13 protein-coding genes and 1 pseudogene are annotated in these 18,100 nt (G+C 57.4%); 5 read left to right on the forward strand and 9 right to left on the reverse strand.

The window, feature by feature from the left end; translation table 11 throughout:
- Positions 1–89 precede the first annotated feature (89 nt).
- Together DA915_RS15405 and DA915_RS15410 are read right to left on the reverse strand one after the other, a co-directional pair.
- Positions 90–2,675: an alpha-L-rhamnosidase gene (locus tag DA915_RS15405; RefSeq protein ID WP_107676477.1), complete on the reverse strand. Its 2,586-nt coding sequence runs from the start codon at positions 2,673–2,675 to the stop codon at positions 90–92.
- Between the two features lie 119 nt (positions 2,676–2,794).
- Positions 2,795–4,072, reverse strand: a complete 1,278-nt coding sequence (locus DA915_RS15410; RefSeq protein WP_107676478.1) for an MFS transporter — start codon at positions 4,070–4,072, stop codon at positions 2,795–2,797.
- Positions 4,073–4,505: 433 nt separating this feature from the next.
- Here DA915_RS15410 and DA915_RS15415 point away from each other — a divergent pair, with 433 nt between their 5' ends.
- From DA915_RS15415 to DA915_RS15435, 5 genes are all read left to right on the forward strand, one after another.
- Entirely contained in the window at positions 4,506–5,768 is a 1,263-nt protein-coding gene (locus tag DA915_RS15415; RefSeq protein ID WP_107676479.1) for an ABC transporter substrate-binding protein, read from the forward strand.
- A 66-nt stretch (positions 5,769–5,834) separates the two neighbouring features.
- Positions 5,835–6,716, forward strand: coding sequence for a carbohydrate ABC transporter permease (locus DA915_RS15420; RefSeq protein ID WP_107676480.1), 882 nt, complete (start codon positions 5,835–5,837; stop codon positions 6,714–6,716).
- Between the two features lie 4 nt (positions 6,717–6,720).
- Complete coding sequence (locus DA915_RS15425; protein WP_107676481.1) at positions 6,721–7,572, forward strand: carbohydrate ABC transporter permease; 852 nt, start codon at positions 6,721–6,723, stop codon at positions 7,570–7,572.
- Positions 7,573–7,628: 56 nt separating this feature from the next.
- Positions 7,629–8,771 carry an ABC transporter ATP-binding protein gene (locus tag DA915_RS15430; RefSeq protein WP_107676482.1) on the forward strand — a complete coding sequence of 381 codons (1,143 nt, stop codon included), beginning with the start codon at positions 7,629–7,631 and terminating at the stop codon, positions 8,769–8,771.
- 20 nt (positions 8,772–8,791) lie between these two features.
- Entirely contained in the window at positions 8,792–10,930 is a 2,139-nt protein-coding gene (locus DA915_RS15435) for a beta-galactosidase (RefSeq protein WP_107676483.1), read from the forward strand.
- 85 nt (positions 10,931–11,015) lie between these two features.
- Here the strand turns inward: DA915_RS15435 and DA915_RS15440 are convergent, their stop codons facing one another.
- The 7 genes and pseudogenes from DA915_RS15440 to DA915_RS15470 all read right to left on the reverse strand — a co-directional run bounded on the left by DA915_RS15440 (position 11,016) and on the right by DA915_RS15470 (position 18,085).
- On the reverse strand, positions 11,016–12,161 hold the full coding sequence (locus tag DA915_RS15440; protein WP_192886557.1) for an ROK family transcriptional regulator: 1,146 nt from the start codon (positions 12,159–12,161) through the stop codon (positions 11,016–11,018).
- A gap of 599 nt (positions 12,162–12,760) precedes the next feature.
- Positions 12,761–13,315 (reverse strand): annotated as a pseudogene (locus tag DA915_RS29470) (ATP-binding cassette domain-containing protein).
- 13 nt (positions 13,316–13,328) lie between these two features.
- Positions 13,329–14,588 carry a TRAP transporter large permease subunit gene (locus DA915_RS15450; protein ID WP_107676485.1) on the reverse strand — a complete coding sequence of 420 codons (1,260 nt, stop codon included), beginning with the start codon at positions 14,586–14,588 and terminating at the stop codon, positions 13,329–13,331.
- Positions 14,585–15,115, reverse strand: coding sequence for a TRAP transporter small permease (locus DA915_RS15455; RefSeq protein ID WP_107676486.1), 531 nt, complete (start codon positions 15,113–15,115; stop codon positions 14,585–14,587). Before DA915_RS15455 ends, DA915_RS15450 begins: the two co-directional genes overlap by 4 nt.
- A gap of 26 nt (positions 15,116–15,141) precedes the next feature.
- Positions 15,142–16,146 (reverse strand): TRAP transporter substrate-binding protein, encoded by a 1,005-nt coding sequence (locus DA915_RS15460; RefSeq protein ID WP_107676487.1) that lies wholly within the window; start codon positions 16,144–16,146, stop codon positions 15,142–15,144.
- A 65-nt stretch (positions 16,147–16,211) separates the two neighbouring features.
- Positions 16,212–17,249: a transketolase family protein gene (locus tag DA915_RS15465; RefSeq protein ID WP_107676488.1), complete on the reverse strand. Its 1,038-nt coding sequence runs from the start codon at positions 17,247–17,249 to the stop codon at positions 16,212–16,214.
- The gene (locus DA915_RS15470; RefSeq protein WP_107676489.1) at positions 17,246–18,085 is read right to left on the reverse strand and encodes a transketolase; all 840 of its coding nucleotides are present in this window, start codon (positions 18,083–18,085) and stop codon (positions 17,246–17,248) included. The genes DA915_RS15465 and DA915_RS15470 overlap by 4 nt, the downstream gene beginning before the upstream one ends.
- Positions 18,086–18,100: the final 15 nt, after the last annotated feature.

Consider the following 18,100-nt stretch of genomic DNA (forward strand, 5'->3'; position numbering starts at 1 on the left):
AAGCCCGGCGGATTCAGGCTGAGATATTGACATGCCACATAAAGAAAATTGTCGAAACTAAAAGTTCACGCGACTGGCTTGTTCCTTAGCTAGGAACATGTCTGTTGAATCTCCTCTAGCATCCGGCGCAGGGCGGCTTCGTCCGTCGTCGGAATAGAAAGACCGACACAACGAGAAAGGTCGGCAAGGGGCATATCGAAGTATGACCAGGCGACCCGCGCCAGCGTCTTCTCATCCCAGTTAGGCCGGAAATGCCCGACGGCACCTTTGACCCTGTTCCATACAAGTTCGTGATCGATCGCCTGACGTGTGGTCATCGGCTGCAGTCCCAAGCCTGCTTCGATGGGCGGGGGCACTATCCGAGACAACCTATGCCTGCCTGCGGAGAATTCGATGGTTTCCCCCGGTAAGCAAACCTCTGCTGTAACGCCATCCGGCACTATAACGACAACATCAAGATGGTTGTCACGATACTTCCAGCGCGCCTCTATCATTCCCGAAGGACTAGCGAACCGGGCCTCGGCAAATTCAAGCCCGCTCCACAAGGCTGGTGTAACAGAAAAACTTCTCCAGCCGACGGACTCCATACGAAGGCCAGCCAAATGACGGTGCATCCAATCGGCGACTGCGCCGAATGCATAGTGATTGAAACTCGTCATCTCTCCCGGGTTGACCTTTCCATCGGGAAGCATGCTGTCCCATCGTTCCCACATGGTCGTTGCACCCATCGTCACCGGGAAAAGCCATGAGGGGCATTCGGTTTGACATATAAGCCGCATGGCGACATGATGGTGTCCGGTAATCGTCAACGCATCAAGAATGACAGGTGTGCCAAGAAAGCCTGTACCAATCGTGAAGGCTGCTTTTCGGACAAGGTCCGCCAGGCGATCACCGGCGACCTGCTTCTGACGCGGATGCAGCAAACCATAGGAGATCGCTATCGCGTATGCTGCCTGGCTTTCCGATATCAGGCGACCATCCGAGGTAACAAAAACCGCTTGGAAGCGTTCAAACAGACGATCCTTCAGGCTTGAAAGCCGTTTCGTCTCATTGTACTGCTCCAAGACGTCCGCGATATCGGCAACGATCCCGAGCGTCCTATATAGGCAGGCGGTTGCGACCATATCGCGATCGGTCATGGCAGCGGCCGGATCATCCGGTGGCGCGGTCGGATCGAGCCAATCTCCATATTGATGCCCGCCGCTCCAAATCAAATCCGGTCCGGCGGCACTTAATGCTCGTTCTATCCAGCGAAGCATGCTGTCAAACTGGCGCAGCAAAATGTCTGTTCGTCCGGTTTGACGATACAAGACCCAAGGCACGACAGCCGCAGCATCGCCCCAGCCTGCAGTCGCAACGGATTCACGCCGATAAATATCCGGAATGATGACAGGCACCGAACCATCGGGCAATTGACCAACTGCGAGATCGCGAAGCCAGGATTCGAGCAGGTTGGTGCAATCGAACAAGAAGGTTGCCGTCGGCGCGAATATCTGAATATCGGCAGTCCAACCCAGCCGTTCATCGCGCTGCGGACAATCGGTCGGAATACCCACAAAATTGCCTCGCATGCTCCAGACTACATTTTCATGGAGCTTATTGAGCAATGATGCCGAGCATGAAAACCATCCGGTTCGCCGCATGTGCGAGCCAACGACAAACGCTCGAGCGAATTCCAGATCAGCCTCGTTCAGTCCCTCGATACTGATGTATCGAAATCCATGAAATGTGAAGATGGGTTCAAGCTTGGTATTTTCCGGCCCCGACAGACAGTAAACATCCGTAGCCTTTGCCGACCTGAGCGGCCTCAGCGACAGGAAACCATGCTCGAGAACCTCCGCGTGCCGGACTGTGATTTTCTGATCGCGCACGGGGTTGTGTATCTGCAGCTGTACCCAACCGGCAATGTTCTGCCCGAAATCAACAATGATCGACCCGTCATGACGCCTGCTGATATCGCAGGGCTCAAGGGTTTCAGTTATGGCGATGCCCGGGAACGATTGTTTTTCGAGAATGTGTTTGTCTATCTCGATGATTTCCGTACCAAGAATGCGCTCCTCGCGCCTATAATCGACAACACAGCCGTCATAGAGATCATCCGCGGCAATCGACGTGGATGATGCCTGCCATGTGTCATCACTTCCAATCGTAAGGTTCTGCCCATCCACGAATGTAATATGCAGACAGGCAAGCAGACCCAGACGCTCCCCATAAAAATCGCGACGCGAGGGGCGCCCCAATTGTCCGCGATACCAGCCGTTGCCCAAAAGGACATCAATTAAATTGTCGCCCCGTTTCAGCAACGACGTGACATCGTACTGCGAATACAAGAGTCGGAAACGGTAGTCGGTCCATCCCGGTGCCAGCACATCTCCACTGACAGGCACGCCGTTAATGCTTGCCTTCAAAACTCCAAGCGCTGTAATCGACAGAACGGCTGTACGCACATCCTTGGTGAGCCTGAATAGGGTCCATAACCGCGGCGCACCGGATGCCGGACCATGCTCCAATCGCGGAGATATGAAATGACAGCCTTCAAACGGGTCGGGTTGCACAACCATCAAATCGTCATTCTTACGATGTCGGTTCGATTTGTGAACTTTCACCTCTTGCTCGATGCCTATGGAGGCACTGCCAGCCATAGTTGGTGTGTCATAGTCGCTTTTGTTCTTCATCCGAGAATATCTGCTTGTGGTTGTCTGGGTGTTCCCAAAAGTCCTTCAAAAACAGGAAGCACGGAGGTTGCCAGATCCGTGCTTCCAATGGTTGTGATGCGCTGTTTAGCGATGGTCACTCACAGCGTCTGCTCTGCCGCTGTCAGCGCCACTTTGGTCGAAACCCGCGCACTGGCACGGATGATCAGCGAGCCGATCAATGCGGATACAATCGCAAGACTCACCAGCATCCAAAAAAGACCGGATGGGCTCCAGGCGATAATCGTCGGCGTAACAAGCGCGAACCCGGCAAATACAAAGCGGGCGATTGCGTAAGTAATCCCTTGTACAGTGGCGCGTGCGTTGACCGGAAAAGCCTCCTGCGTCCAGACCTTGTAAATCGCTTCTCCGGCAAACGGGTTGCTCAGGTTATAGAGGATGAGGACGACAAGCATGATCCACAGGATCTTGCCGCCCGAGAGGGCAGCCACAGACAGGCTAACAACAAGCAGCACCGCTCCGAAATAAAACAAAAAATTGCGCCAACGGCTATCGGCCGAACGGGTAAAGAGTGATGCGCAGGCAAGGCCGACAAGCGTCGCGGCGAAGGAAAAGCCAGTGGCGGTTGCTTGCGTCGCTTCCCCGACGGTTACGAGGAAGTAGGTCTTGAACTGGCCGAAAGTATTGGCGACGAGACCATAAAAAATATAGAATGCGGCAGTGATAATGATCCCGTTTAAATATTTCCGCGTGGTCAGGAGCGTTCTCAACGGAACCGCAACGTCGTTCTCGTCCGCACTGTTTCGGCTTTTCGTTTCTTCCTCCAGTTCGCGGAACGATTTGCTGAAAATGCGAACTAGCAGCGTCGGCACTGCCACAATGATCAGGTGTAGGAACAGGATTTTCACCCCCAGCATATCGAGATGCGCGACCAGAAAGCCGATCAGCGTTGCGACAACGATGCCGATCGTCCACATGACCTGTGTGAAGGCAACCATCCTGCCTAGTCCACCCCTCGGCGCACGTTCGGAAATGACGGCAATCGATGTCGGCAGATCTGCCCCTGCTGCAAGGCCGGTGATGACCACCCCGGCAATAAGCATGTTTTGGCTGGTAGCCAAAACGATAATAACCACGCCGACAATATAGAGCGCAATATCTACGTTGAAAACCAACCTGCGGCCGAGGACGTCAGCAATACGTCCGCCGACCAGCGCTCCGATCGCGATACTCAATGTAAGTGAGGCACTGAGAAAGCCGATTGCCCAAGGATCCATCCCGAATGCATTTTTCCAAATCGCAAGGCTGATGCCCACCGAGATAATAGCGGCAGAGTCCAAATACGATGCCATCCCGCCGGCAATCGCCAACTTCCAATAACGTGCGTCAAGTTTCGTTAAAACTGCGTCTTGCGGCATGTGCCACTCCTCCACACCCATCTCTCCCAATACCCTGACAAGGGCGGCCAGAATAAATAACATCAATTAGCGCGCGTCAATTGATAAATTGTTGCATTTGTCGCGCGACAATCCAATTCGCGCTTAGCAAGACACAGTTCGAGATTTTCAGTCGGACTACCGACGTCACGAGGTGGTGAAGCTGCCCCAGTCCACCTGTCGCCATCCTCCAAACGGAGTGTCACACAACCTCCACATTTGAACTCGCGGCGATCACCAAGAACAAACGGTTGGGTGATGTGCTGGCTTACATCAGGGAGCAGCAGCTGCCCTCAAACAATCAAGCTTGCCCAGACATTATTTAATTTATTAAATAAATTATTGACGTCGGGTAAATTCTTTGGTTTTTTCACTTTGCGTCAGGTCTTGGGACCCTGGCAGGAGGAGATCACATATGAATTCAACATTGCAGTTTCTGCCGACGTCTCGTCGTCGCTTTCTTCAGAACACCGGCGTCGCTATTGTCACTGCTGCGCTCTGCACGCCAGCCATTGCGCAAAGCAAACAACTGACCATCATTTCGAACCGTGGCAATGCCGAGCAGCGCAAAGCATTGGAGAATATCGCCAAAGCCTTCGGCCAAGCGTCCGGTACGACTGTCACGGTTAACAACATGGACCATGAGGCCCATAAGACGGCAATTCGCAACTATCTCGTCGCCAGCCCACCCGATATCTGCTTCTGGTTTTCCGGCAGCCGTATGCGCAGCTTCGTTGAAAAGGGCCTGTTCGACGACATCTCCGATCTGGTCCAGCGCGAAAATTACGCCGACGTTCTTGGAGCGACGCTTGGTTCCGTGACCGTCAATGGCAAGCAATACGGTCTGCCGACAGGTGGTATTCTCTGGGGTCTCTATTATCGTCAGGATACATTCGACCAGTTCGGCCTTACCGTTCCGAAGACATTCGATGACTTGTTCACGCTGGCGGAACAGTCCAAAAAAGCCGGCATCATTCCGATGAGCATGGGCACCAAGGACCAATGGCCCTGCGGCGGCTGGTTCGACCATATGAACCTGCGTATCAACGGACTTCAGCACCACATGGACCTGATGGCAGGTAAGGTTAAATACACCGATCCGTCCCTGAAGGACGTTTTCGACAAGTGGGAACAGCTCATCAAGGCGGATTTCTTTACGCCGAACGGCACCTCCTTTGCCTGGGATCCGGCAGCCGCATCCTTGGTGCAGAAAAAGGCCGCGATGATGGATCTCGGCAACTTCATCAAATACGCCTTCCCGCCTGAAGACCTCCAGCATGTCCGCTTCGCGCCGTTCCCAGCCATCAAGCCGGGCTTGGATCAGTTCGAAGATTTTTCGGTGGATTCGATCCACCTGCCGTCGGGTTCGAAGAACAAGGAGCTGGCGCGCGAATTCCTCGCCTTCTTCTACAAGCCGGAAAACCTCAGCGCCTACCTGTCTCCGGAAGGCAACGTCCCGGCTCGCAGCGACTGCACGATAGGGAACGATCCGATCTTGAAGATGGCGGTCGAGGAAATGAAGAAGGTCAAAGGTACGGCCCAATATTACGACCGCGACAGCGATCCGGACCTTGCACTGGCCGGCCTGAAGGGGTTTCAAGAATTCATGGTCAAGCCGGAACGCCGTGACCAGATTCTGCAGCAGGTCGAGCGGACACGCCAACGCATCCACGGCTAACGGCCTACGCTGAACCACACCAACGGGAGGCGGCGACGCCTCCCTCATCATCGACAGGATGGTCTCATGTCTATTTGGTGGCGCCGCCATCGCAACTGGCTGACGCCTGCGCTGCTTCTTGCGCCAGGCCTTATCCTTTTTCTGATTGTCATCATCGCGTCGTCGATAGAAACGTTCTGGATTTCCTTTCATGAATGGGACGGAATGGGCGCCAAAACGTGGGTTGGCCTAACCAACTACGCAGAGCTGATCGACGATCCGCAATTTTACGTCTCTTTGAAGAACAATGCGATCTGGCTGATCATGTTCCTGCTGGCACCGCCCATGGGTCTGGCGATCGCCCTGCTGGTAAACCAGAAGATTGCCGGCATGCGCATCGTCAAGTCGCTGTTCTTCATGCCGCTTGTGCTGGCAGCGGTAACGGTCGGTGTGATTTTCGGCTGGTTCTACGATCCGACATTCGGCCTGCTGGCCATCATCTACCAGGCGTTCGGAGCAACCGCACCGGCGCTCCTCTCGGACGAAAATCTCGTGACCTTCGCCGTTGTCATCGCGGCACTCTGGCCTCAGGTCGCGTTCTGCATGGTGCTGTTCCTGGCCGGCCTCAACAATCTCGATGAAGAAATGATCGGTGCCGGTCGGGTCGATGGCGCACGCGGTTGGCCGATGCTGCGGCACATCGTGCTACCGCAGTTAACACAGGTCGCCTTCATCGCTGTCGCCATTACCGTGGTCGGCGCGCTGCGTTCCTTCGATGCGATTTCGGTGATGACTGCTGGCGGTCCGTTCGGCTCCTCCACCGTGCTTGCCTACCAGATGTACGAGCAATCGATCTTCTCCTATCGTTTCGGTTATGGCGCAGCAATTGCGACGGTTCTTTTCCTCATCATGTCCATTTTCATCGCATGGTATCTGCGCGGCCTCATCAAGGCCGAGAAGGGAGCGTGATCTGATGTATCCACGTCCTATTCCCGAAAACAAACCCGTTTCCCGCATAGTCTATATGACAATGGTCTGCGTGATTCTGGCGCTCTGGCTGCTGCCGCTGTTTGCGGTGATCATGACCTCGTTCCGGTCGTTCGATGATGTGATGGCGGGCAACTACTGGGGCTGGCCGACAAAATTCAGCCTGACAGACAACTATGTCGCCGTCTTCCAGCAGACGAAGATGCTGCGCTACTTCGCCAACAGCATGATCATTACCATCCCTTCAGTCATCATGGTACTGGTTTTCTCCACGTTGACCGGTTTCGTGCTGTCGCGCTACCGTTTCCGTGGTTCGATGGTGCTGTTCACGCTGTTCGTCGGTGGTAACTTTCTGCCGCAGCAGGTCATGATGATCCCTATCCGTGATCTGATGGTCTGGTCGGGCCTCTATGATACTTACTGGGCGCTGATCGTGTTCCACATCGCTTTCCAGACCGGCTTTGCAACGCTCTTCATGCGCAACTTCATCGCTGCCCTCCCGGATGAGCTTTTTCAGGCAGCGCGTGCAGAGGGTGCATCACCTTGGCAAACGCTGATCCACATCGTCGTGCCACTTGTGCGACCCGCATTGGCAGCCCTTGCCATCCTGACCTTCACCTTCATCTGGAACGATTATTTCTGGGCGCTGGTGTTGACGCAGAGCGATGCCGTCAAGCCGGTAACGGCGGGTCTTTCCAACCTCAAGGGTGAATGGGTCTCTGCGTGGAATATCGTATCAGCCGCAACGATCTTCGTCGCCGTGCCGCCCGTCGTCATGTTCTTCATGATGCAGAAACATTTCGTTTCCGGCCTGACCATGGGAGCGGTCAAAGGATGACCGCTTCCGCACGCCGCACCAACTAACTCTCACCGAACAGCAAGGATACGACTGACATGAGCAGCGTCGAAATCCTCAACGTCCAGAAGCATTACACCAGCTTCCACGCCTTGAAGAACATCAACCTGACCATCGAAAAGGGCGAGTTCATCGTCATGGTCGGCCCCTCCGGCTGCGGCAAGTCTACGCTGCTAAAGACCATTGCTGGTCTGGAGACTATCTCGTCCGGCAAATTGATGATCAATGGCCGGGATGTAACCAAGGAAGAACCGGGCGATCGAGGCATAGCCATGGTGTTCCAGTCCTACGCTCTTTATCCGCACATGACCGTTGCCGAAAACATGGGTTTCGGCCTGCGCATGGCAAAATGGCCCAAGGCCGAAATCGATGCTGCGGTCAAACGTGCCGCAGGTATTTTGCGCATCACTGAACAATTGGACAAACTGCCAAAGCAATTGTCCGGCGGACAGCGCCAGCGTGTCGCAATCGGCCGGGCGATCACCCGTTCTCCGGATGTGTTCCTGTTCGATGAACCGTTGTCCAACCTTGACGCGGCGCTTCGCACACAGATGCGGGTGGAACTGTCCACATTGCATGCCGAACTCGGCTCGACGATGATCTACGTGACCCACGATCAGGTGGAAGCCATGACCATGGCCAGCCGCATCGTCGTGCTCAACAAGGGCGAGATTGAACAGGTTGGTTCTCCGCTGGAACTCTACGCCAACCCGAAAAACCATTTCGTTGCGGGTTTTCTTGGCGCGCCTCGGATGAACTTTTTCGAAGGCAAGGTTGTGCGCTCCGAGCAGAATGTCGCAACTCTTGCCTTTGACGGGCTTGAAGAGTTGCGCGTTCCCATGGCTACCGGCGCTTCGTTGAAGTCAGGTGAAAAGGTGACGTTGGGTGTGCGGCCGGAACGGCTGCAGACACAAGACGATGTGGCTTCACTCATCGGCTTTGACGCGAAAGTGCGACTTGTCGAGCATCTGGGCCGCGAAACCATTGTGCATGCCGATGCTTCACCGCTGATGGCTGTCGGCTCCGATACTGGCACGCACAATGTCACGATCCAGCTTGGCAAGGTCGTACCCTTCTCTGCCGGATCGTCCATCCGCGTCGGCTTCGCGCTTGAAGATTGCTACCTGTTCGGCCCCGACGGCACCACGCTCACACCTCCCAAGCCTGTGACCCAAAAGTAATAAAACCCGGAGTTTCCAAGATGGAACGGACCAATCCCGCGCCGCTCTCCGCATGGCGCACCCTTAACCTTGACGATTTTTTGCTGGGCGTGCCGCACTATCCAGAGCATGTCGATGAAAGCTATTGGCAGCGCGACGCCGATCGAATGAAAGAAGCCGGGTTCAATGCCGTGCGCATGGGGGAGTTTGCCTGGCACATCTGGGAGCCCTATGAGGGCAAGTTCGATTTCGATCTGTTCGACCGCGCCATCGAAGGTCTGGGCAAGACAGGCATCCATACCATCCTGTGCACGCCCACCGCCACACCACCGCGCTGGATGACGTTGAACTACCCTGAGATTCTGCGCGTGGATCGCAAAGGCCGTCGGGCAAGCCACGGATCGCGTCAGCACGGCGATACCACAAGTCCGGTGCTGCGCCATCACAGCCGCCGCATCACCAGGGCGATGGCCGAACATTACAGAGACAATCCCTACGTCATCGGCTGGCAGACGGACAATGAGTTGAACACCACGGAGTCGGAATCCTTCTCCGATTCAGCGACGCTCGCCTTCCGCAACTTCCTGCGCAACAAGTATGAGAGCATCGACGCGCTGAATTTCGCCTGGGGCGGCCATTTCTGGGCGACGTCCTACGATAATTTCGATCAGGTCGTTCTGCCTTTTCCGATGGCGCCTTCCTATCTCAGCCCCGGCCACGTGCAGGACTATCACCGTTTCCTGGCGTCGGCGACGGCAGCATTCCAGCGCGATCAGGTTGAAATTCTGCGTGCCACGAATCCCGACTGGTTCATCTTCCACAATCTGGGCAATTTGACCGATATCGACTTCCGGGGCGAGTTCGGTCAAGACCTCGATTTCATCGGCTTTGATATCTATCCGATGCTTTACGACGAGTTCCGCCGCAATGGCGGGCATGGGGCAACCCAGGCACTGAAGCTCGATCTTTGCCGCAGCTATACCGGCAACTTCATCGTGCCGGAACAGGCGTCAGGCATGGGCAGCCAGCCAGCCTTCACCACCATGACGCCGGAGCCAGGCGAGATGCGGCGCATGGCGCTGTCATCCGTATCGCGCGGGGCCGATGGCCTGATGTTCTTCCGCTGGCGTCCCGCCCATTTCGGTGCCGAAATCTACTGGATGGGGTTGATTGACCATGACGACGTCGGCCGCCGCCGCTTTGACGAAGCCAAACAGTTCGCCAGCGATATTCACAAGATCAAAAGCAAGCTCCTGGGCACCTCCGTGCATATGGATCTCGGCATTGCCGGTGCCGATTTCGACAACGAGGAGGCCCACAAGACCTATCCGATAGGCCTGCCGTCGCCTCAGGACGATGCGACATTGCTGCATCGCCATTGCTATGAGCGCGGAATTTCCTGCGGCTTCATCCACCCGGAAGACGATCTTTCCCGTCTGAAGGCGCTTTATATTCCACATTGGGTCATGTGGAACCAGGAATGGACCGCCAGGGTGGAAGCCTTCGTCGAGGGCGGCGGCACCCTGATCGTCGGTGCCATGACCGGCACACGCGACATCAACAACCACATCATCCGGGAGCTGGCTCCGGGTGGTGCGCTTGCCAAACTCTGCGGCGTTCGGGTGGAAGAGTTTGGTCGCATCACGGCGAAGGATGGAGACGGCCTGTTCCAGAAAAAGGGCGTGGAAGACGGATATTACGTCCCCCCACATATCCTTCCCTCTTCCTCGGCCTTCCGCAAATATACGATCGACATAGGCGGACGCACCATCGAGGCAGAGCATCTTTACGAGCTGCTGGAACTAGACAGCGATGTCGAAACCATCGCCACATGGTCGAACCGCTTTGCCAAGGACCGTGCGGCAGCCACGCTGCGCAAGGTCGGCAAGGGTCAGGTCATCTACCTTGCAACCTACCTCACCGATGATCTGGTGGATGCGCTGGATGACCTCGTGCTGGCAAAAGCCGGTGTCGAGCCGCTGATTGCGGATTTGCCAGCCGGTGTGGAAGTGGTGATGCGTACAGCAGAGGATCGCAAGCTCCTTTTCGTTCTCAATACGCTTGAGACCGAACAAAAGCTGACAAACCTCGCATCAGGTAAGAATTTGCTGACAGGAAGCAATGTTTCCGGCGAGCATGCAATCGAAGGCTATGGTTGCCTTGTCATCGAACTTGGCTAATCCAAGGCAATAAGGTTTCTGCCAGAGGGGGTGTAAAACCCCCGAAACGAGCGGCGAAGGTGTCACAAGCACCTTCGCCGCTTTGTTATGCGGGAAAGGCAGGCGTCGTCATCTCGAAATTGAACAGGCCTTGCGTTGCCAAGGCCGCCGCCCCGCTGCTCCAGAAATTATCTCTCTCATCGGGCACCAGGGCAGGTGGCGGCGTGAAGCAATTGAGCTCAAGCGCCCTTCGCATCGGATCGAACAGCAGGTCACCGAAACTTACAGCTTCACCGCCGACAATGATTATTTCGGGATCGACAATATCGACCATGCGCGCCAGATGCAGGCCAATGGCAGCACCTGCTTCCTGCAGAATGTTTCTGGCAATAGGATCACCCTGCAGCGCGGCTTCTTTCATCGCGTAACGATCCACGCCGTCATCCTTGCCCATGCCCCTTGCCTCACGCCAGCGTTCGACAATGGCAGGCTCGGAGTAAAAGGCCTGAAGACAGCCATGGCGCCCGCATTCGCACAAGGGTCCGTCAATCTTATGCATCGAATGCCCGATCTTGCCTGCATGCCCATGCGCGCCACGCTGCACCTTGCCGTCCACCACCGTCGCGCAGCCAATGCCGACACCGATGGCCACGGCCGTAAACACCCGGTGCTGCCGCCCAAGACCGAAAAGATGCTGCGCCAGCGCAAAGGCCAACGTGTCATCCTCCATCCAGACCGGAACATTAACACGCTCCTGCAACATGCTGGCAAACGGCACATTCTCCCAGAAAAAGCGATGGCTTTTGATGCAGATACCTCTATCGGCGTCTATCGTGCCCGGCATGGAAAAACCTACTCCGGTCAGCAGCCCAGCCCCTTCCGGCGCCAACCGCTGCAATCGTGTCACCGCTTTTTCAGCGGCATCCAGAACGCACTGCAGCGAAGGGTCTTTGAATTCGATCGTCAGAGAGGAAAGCGTCGCGGTGGAAAGATCGGTCAACACGCACTCCAGACTGCCGACATTCATCTTGATGCCTATGGCGAGGTGTCCGGCGTAATTGATTTCCAGTGGGATAGGCCTTCTTCCCCCACCACCGGGTATCGTTTCACCTTCGATGAGATAGCCTTCAGCAATCAGATCGCTGACCACGAATGTCACCGCCGCCGGACTCAAACCGGTCGCCGCCGCTATATCCGCCCGACTGAGCTGCTCCTCGCGCCTGATCAGGTTCAGTATCAGCCGACGGTTCATAGCCCGCGTCGTTTGTTGATCGATTTTCACTTGAATGAGTACCTCGGCTTTACCTGTACACGCAACCGCGTTCAGGCACTTCTCATGTTCTATCAGTTCTAGTCATCAAGAATAGCGATCCGCCGCCGCTGCGGAAAGATCATGGCCAGATGGTTGAAAAAAAGATTACTTTTAAACCGTACTGTGAAGTCGGCCCCCAAATGGTTCGGCGAACTCCCTGCGTCAAAGTTCAGGCCAGTCGTTCAAGGCTTCCAATCGGTTTCGCAAGGGGGCCCCGATTTGGCAAAGGCAGTTGGAATGGTGATTATCATCGCTTGCGGATTGCTGCTCGCCTGGAACGACAAGAAAAGAGCAAGATCGACTTGCGAACGAACATCAGCCTCCGAGACATGTTGCCGACCTGCGACGCCCTTTTCCCTGTTCGAAGGCCGAGACATGCCGACATAGCGGATCCGCCGTATCGGCGAAGTGGTTGCTTCGGAATCCGGAATGCGCCTGGCAAGCTTTGGTCCCGGAAGACCGACATTCACATGAGGGATGCCGACGCTTGCACATACATCATAAGCGCCGTCCGGATATCAGCGTCTCAGCACCGAGAATCATCGCTCTGTCTCGTGCGCCGTAAGGTTGGCGGTCGGTTCGTCGAGAAGGATCAGCTCGGCGCCGGAGGAAAGCGCTCTTGCGATCTCGACCATCTCCCCTTGGTGGAGGCTGAGATTGCCGACCAGTTCGTGGAGCGAACTGTCCGCAAATTCCCGGTCGATGATCGCCAGGGCGTCATGATGACTGCCGCCACAATCGCTTGCTGTCAAACAGGCGCAGACCGTTCGGAAAGCGCGGCAGGACGATGTTCTCGGGACCGTCAGATGCGGCAGAAGCGCCAATTCCTAGTGGACGACGGCCACTTTCGACCTGCCCGCAGCCTCGCTCAGCGCATTGCCCACCGCATCCCTGAACTCGATGTCGCCACCATCCTTCCCGGCGAACCCGGTGATGATGCGGATCATCGTCGATTTTCCGGCGCCGTTGCCACCGAGCAGCGCATGAACCTCGCCGCGCGCGACCGAGAAATCCACGCCTTTGAGAACCGAGCTGGCGCCGTAGGACTTAGTCAGCCCCTTGACCCTTGCGACAAACTGCCGGCCTTCTTCCATCGCCTCCCCCTCCCTAGTAGACCGTCAGTGCCGGGATGAAACTCACCGCAAGCAGCAGCAGCATCGCCATGCCGAAGAACGGCCAGAGTTCACGTGTGGTCGCTCCGAGCGGCGCTCTGGCGATTGACGATGAAATGAACAGCGTCGTGCCGATCGGCGGCGTGTAGAGCCCGATGCCGAGGTTGATGACCATCATCAGACCGAGCTGCACCCGGTCGAGCTCGATCGCATCGGCCAGCGGCACGAAGATCGGGCCAAGCAACAGGATGGCAGGCGGCATGTCGAGTGGCATGCCGACGATCAGCATCAGGATGTTCATCATCAAGATGATGACGACCGGGCTGGAAATATTGGCGGCGACCCATTCCGCCATCTGCTGCGGCGCCTGGTCGAAGGTGAGAACCCAGCCGACTGCGGCGCTGCCCATGATGACCAGCATGACGACGCCGGTGGCTACTCCCGCTTCCACAAGATTTTCACAAAAGCGTTTCCAGGTGAGATCGCGATAGAAGAACAGGCTGAGCATTAGCGAATAGACGACCGACAGCACGGCGACTTCGGTGGGCGTCGCGAACCCGAAACGAAGGAGGAGAATAATCAGGATCGGCAGGAGGATCGCGGGAAGGCTCTGGATCGCAAGCCTTGCCAGATCGCGCTTGCGAATCTTGACCGCCTCGGCGGCATATCCCCTGCGGACCGAGATGAACCAGCAGACGAAGATGAAGCTCACTGCCATGATGATGCCCGGCAGGATGCCCGAAATGAACAGGTTGGCGACGCTGACCCCACTGATCAGGGAGTAGAGGATCATCGGGATCGACGGAGGGATCAAAACGTCGATGACCGCGGAAGTCGCGTTGTTGGCCGCACAGAGCGCCGGCGGAAATCCCTGCCGCTTCTGCCATGGGATCAGCACCGAACCGAGCGCACTGGCATTGGCTACGGCGGATCCGGAAACGCCACCGAAGACGACGGAAGAGACTACGGTCGTCGAGAGCGGCCCTCCGCGCCACCGCTGCATCGCGCGGGAGGCGAGCTCCAGCAGCTGCTTGCCGAGTTCGCCGCCAAGCATCAGCGTCCCCGCCAGCATGAAGAATGGCAGGGCGAGCATCGGAAACGACTGGGTCTGATCGTAGACCTGCTGGGCGACCACGGACAACGGCACGTATCCATTGAAGAGAATGCCGAGGCCGGCGGCGATGATCAGCCCGTAACCGACCGGCACCGCCAACACCATCAGAATGCAAAAGGAGATGATCATGATCAGCGTCACAGGGGCATCTCCTCGGTCTTGATCTCGATCCGGGCTTCCCAACCGAACCGGAGCACGCGGACGGTCGCAGCGGCGGTGACGATCGACACCAGGAAGGCACCCACGGCGAGCGCATAGTAGCCAATGCTGTTCGGCAGCCGCAGGACGGGGCTCTGTTCCATGCCCGCAATCACGGCCACTACGATCGACTGATAGGCGAGGATGAGGAAGGCGAGGATGCTGATGGCATTCGCCAGGACGAAGGCCGAGAGCCGCATGCCACCGCCAAGCTTGTCATAGAGCCACTCGACCGCCATGTGCCCGCCGGCATGGGCTGCAAGGACGATGCCCGCCAGGATGAACCAGGGGAACATCAGCATCGGCAGCTCCTGGGCGAAGGAAAAACCTCCGCTCTGCGATGCGTAGCGGGCGACGACATTGGCCGTCGTCACCACCGTCAGCGCAATGCCGCTGGCGATGACGACGAAACGGGACAGGATGACTATTGCGCGCGACACCATGTCGACGCCCTGCAGCAAGCTTTGCATGGAAGCCTCCGTTCAATGGACAGGGATCAGGCCCTTGCTTCCGCTTCGATCTTGCTGACGAAATCGCCGAACGGCTTCTTCTTCCAGTTTTCGGCCACAGAGGCGGTCGCCTTCACAAAGGCCGCCCGGTCGACTTCCACCACTTCGACGGCTGCGCTCTTCCTGAAGTTGCCGAGAACCTGCCCATCCTTTTCCGCGGAGAGTTTGCGCTGCAGATCGCCCGCTTCCTTGGCGGCGGCCTTGACAGCCTCGAGATCGGCTCCGAGCCGGGCCTGGGCGATCTTGGACATGAGGAACGGGGTCGACTCCCATTTATGGGCCGTCAGGCTGATGTACTTGTTGACCTCGAACAATTTCGAGCTTTCGATATTGGTGAGCGGGTTTTCCTGGCCGTCCACGACGCCTTGCTGCAGGGCGATATAGAGTTCCCCGAAGGCGATCTGTTCCGTACCTGCACCAAGCGCCTGAAAGATGTCGATCGTCATCGGATCGGCGGGGGTTCGGATCTTGAGCCCCTTCAGATCGCCGGGCGCTGTAATTTTGCGCTTGGAATTGGTGAGGTGACGAATGCCGTTGTCCCACCAGTCGAGCGGAACGACGCCGACGGCCTCAAACCGCTTGCTCAGCTCGGCACCGACCGGACCGCTCAACACCTTCATCGCTTTTTCCGTATCGGGAAACAGGAAGGGAAGCCCGAGAGCCGCCAGTTCCGGAACCAGGGCCGATGTTGCGCCCTGGCTGTTGGCGGTGAAATCGAGCGCCCCCGTGCGAAGACTGGTCAGCATCGCGGAGTCGCTGCCGAGCGTCTCCGCGCCGGCGACATTGATCTTCACCCGGCCGGACGTCTTTTCCACCACAAGTTCCGCGAATTTTGCAGCGGCAATCGTTCGAGGATTGCCGGGGGCCGCGCCGTGACCGAGAGTGAGGGTTGTCGCGGCCCGGGCCGGCCGCACGCCGGCCACCAGAGCGGGCGCGGCCAAAGCACCTGCCGCAACAGTAAGAAATCCACGCCGATTGATATGCAAGCTCATATTCTCCTCCGTAGTGTGCTCACGCCAGTTGTTCCGCCCGCCTCTCCCTAACGGGCACTCAGGGCTTATTCATTCAGCCAAGACTTGACCGCCGCCTCCACCTTTGCCGTCGACAATCCATATCGCTCGTGCAAGGTCGGCAGGGCTCCGGCCTCGAGGAATTCGTCGGGAAGCGCAATCTGCCGAAAGGCAGCCGGCCGGACGCCGGAACGCATGAGCGTCGCGGCGACCGCCTCGCCCAGACCGCCGATCAGTATATGATTTTCCGCGACCACGACCAGCCGGTTCTGCTTGCGGCACTCGGCCAGAATGGTCTCCTCGTCGAGCGGCTTGATGGTCGGCACATGCAGCACGCCGACGTCCACGCCGTCCTTTTGCAGATGTTTGGCGGCTTCGAGCGCGCGCATCGTCATGAGGCCTGATGAAATGATCAGGGTATCCTTGCCATCGCGGATGAGCTTGGCCTTGCCGAGTTCGAACCTGTAGCCGTATTCGTCCAGAATGACCGGCACGTTGCCCCGCAGGAGACGCATATAAACCGGCCCTCTGTGCGCCGACAAAACCGGCACCGCCTGTTCGATCTCGCTGGCGTCACAAGGATCGACGATCGTCAGGTTCGGCATCCCACGGAACATGGCTATGTCCTCGGTCGCCTGATGGCTCGGGCCGTATCCGGTCGTCAGGCCTGGAAGCGCGCAGACGATCTTCACGTCCAGCATCTCTTCCGCAATCGCCAGGCAGACGAAATCATAGGCCCGCCGCGAAGCGAACACGGCATAGGTCGTTACCCACGGCTGGAAGCCCTCGCGCGCCATGCCGGCGGCCGACATCATGAGGAGCTGCTCGGCCATGCCCATCTGGTAGAAACGGTCCGGATGGGCCGCCCTGAAGACATGTAGATCGGTGTACTTGGCCAGATCGGCGGAAAGACCGAGGATCCTCTCGTCATGCGAGGCGATGTCCGCTAGCGCATGGCCGAACGGCGCGGGCTTCGTCGGCTGGTCCGCTCCCGCGATCGACGCAATCATTGCTGACGTCGTGAGGCGCGGGCGGTCTCCGCCATGGGTCAGATGTTCCGGCCGGACATATTTCGAGCGCCTCATGCCACCACTCCCGCATCGATGATCCCGATCGCTTCCGCCCATTCGTGCGGCTCGACCCGCAGGAAATGGTTGCGCTCACGCGCCTCCAGGAAAGGCACGCCCTTGGCCATCTTCGTGTCGCAGATGATGATGCGCGGCTGTTCGCCCCTGTGGTGGCGCGCCGCGTCAAAGGCCGAGACCAACGCGTCGATGTCGTTTCCGTCGACGCGCTGGACGAACCAGCCGAAAGCTTCGAATTTCGCACCCAGCGGCTCGAAATTCAGGATGGCCATGGAGGGGCCGTCCGCCTGCATCTGGTTGACGTCGACAATACCGATCAGATTGTCCAGCTTGTAGGAACCGGCCGACATCGCGGCCTCCCAGGTCGATCCCTCGTCCAGCTCTCCGTCCGAGAAAAGGTTGTAGACGAATGAGGTGGATTTCTTTCGCTTCAGTGCGAGCGACATTCCAACTGCGATGCCGAGCCCGTGACCGAGCGATCCGCCGGTTATCTCCATGCCCGGCGTGTACGCCGCCATGCCTGACATCGGCAGCCGGCTGTCGTCGAACCCATAGGTCTCCAGTTCATCCTCGGGAATGATCTTGGCCTCGATCAAGGCGGCGTAGAGGGCGATCGCATAGTGCCCGATCGACAGAAGGAAACGGTCGCGCCCTTCCCATTCAGGGTCTTCCGACCGGAAGTTGGTCGCATAGAAATAAGAAACCGCAAGGACATCAGCAATTCCGAGCGCCTGGGCGATATAGCCCTGGCCCTGCACCTCCCCCATCCGCAGCGCGTGGCGGCGTATGCGCCGGGCGCGCTCGGAAAGGCTGACATTGTGACCAATCTGGACCATTGACGAGAGATCTCC

The organism is Agrobacterium sp. LAD9, assembly GCF_003031125.1.
GTDB lineage: Bacteria > Pseudomonadota > Alphaproteobacteria > Rhizobiales > Rhizobiaceae > Agrobacterium > Agrobacterium radiobacter.

Excerpts from the sequence above, each read along its gene's own strand:
- DA915_RS15455 (WP_107676486.1), bottom strand. The coding sequence starts at position 15,115 with ATGCAAAGCTTGCTGCAGGGCGTCGACATGGTGTCGCGCGCAATAGTC.
- DA915_RS15470 (WP_107676489.1), bottom strand. The coding sequence starts at position 18,085 with ATGGTCCAGATTGGTCACAATGTCAGCCTTTCCGAGCGCGCCCGGCGC.
- DA915_RS15420 (WP_107676480.1), top strand. The coding sequence starts at position 5,835 with ATGTCTATTTGGTGGCGCCGCCATCGCAACTGGCTGACGCCTGCGCTG.
- DA915_RS15440 (WP_192886557.1), bottom strand. The coding sequence starts at position 12,161 with ATGAACCGTCGGCTGATACTGAACCTGATCAGGCGCGAGGAGCAGCTC.
- DA915_RS15435 (WP_107676483.1), top strand. The coding sequence starts at position 8,792 with ATGGAACGGACCAATCCCGCGCCGCTCTCCGCATGGCGCACCCTTAAC.
- DA915_RS15410 (WP_107676478.1), bottom strand. The coding sequence starts at position 4,072 with ATGCCGCAAGACGCAGTTTTAACGAAACTTGACGCACGTTATTGGAAG.
- DA915_RS15430 (WP_107676482.1), top strand. The coding sequence starts at position 7,629 with ATGAGCAGCGTCGAAATCCTCAACGTCCAGAAGCATTACACCAGCTTC.
- DA915_RS15460 (WP_107676487.1), bottom strand. The coding sequence starts at position 16,146 with ATGAGCTTGCATATCAATCGGCGTGGATTTCTTACTGTTGCGGCAGGT.
- DA915_RS15465 (WP_107676488.1), bottom strand. The coding sequence starts at position 17,249 with ATGAGGCGCTCGAAATATGTCCGGCCGGAACATCTGACCCATGGCGGA.
- DA915_RS15415 (WP_107676479.1), top strand. The coding sequence starts at position 4,506 with ATGAATTCAACATTGCAGTTTCTGCCGACGTCTCGTCGTCGCTTTCTT.
- DA915_RS15405 (WP_107676477.1), bottom strand. The coding sequence starts at position 2,675 with ATGAAGAACAAAAGCGACTATGACACACCAACTATGGCTGGCAGTGCC.
- DA915_RS15425 (WP_107676481.1), top strand. The coding sequence starts at position 6,721 with ATGTATCCACGTCCTATTCCCGAAAACAAACCCGTTTCCCGCATAGTC.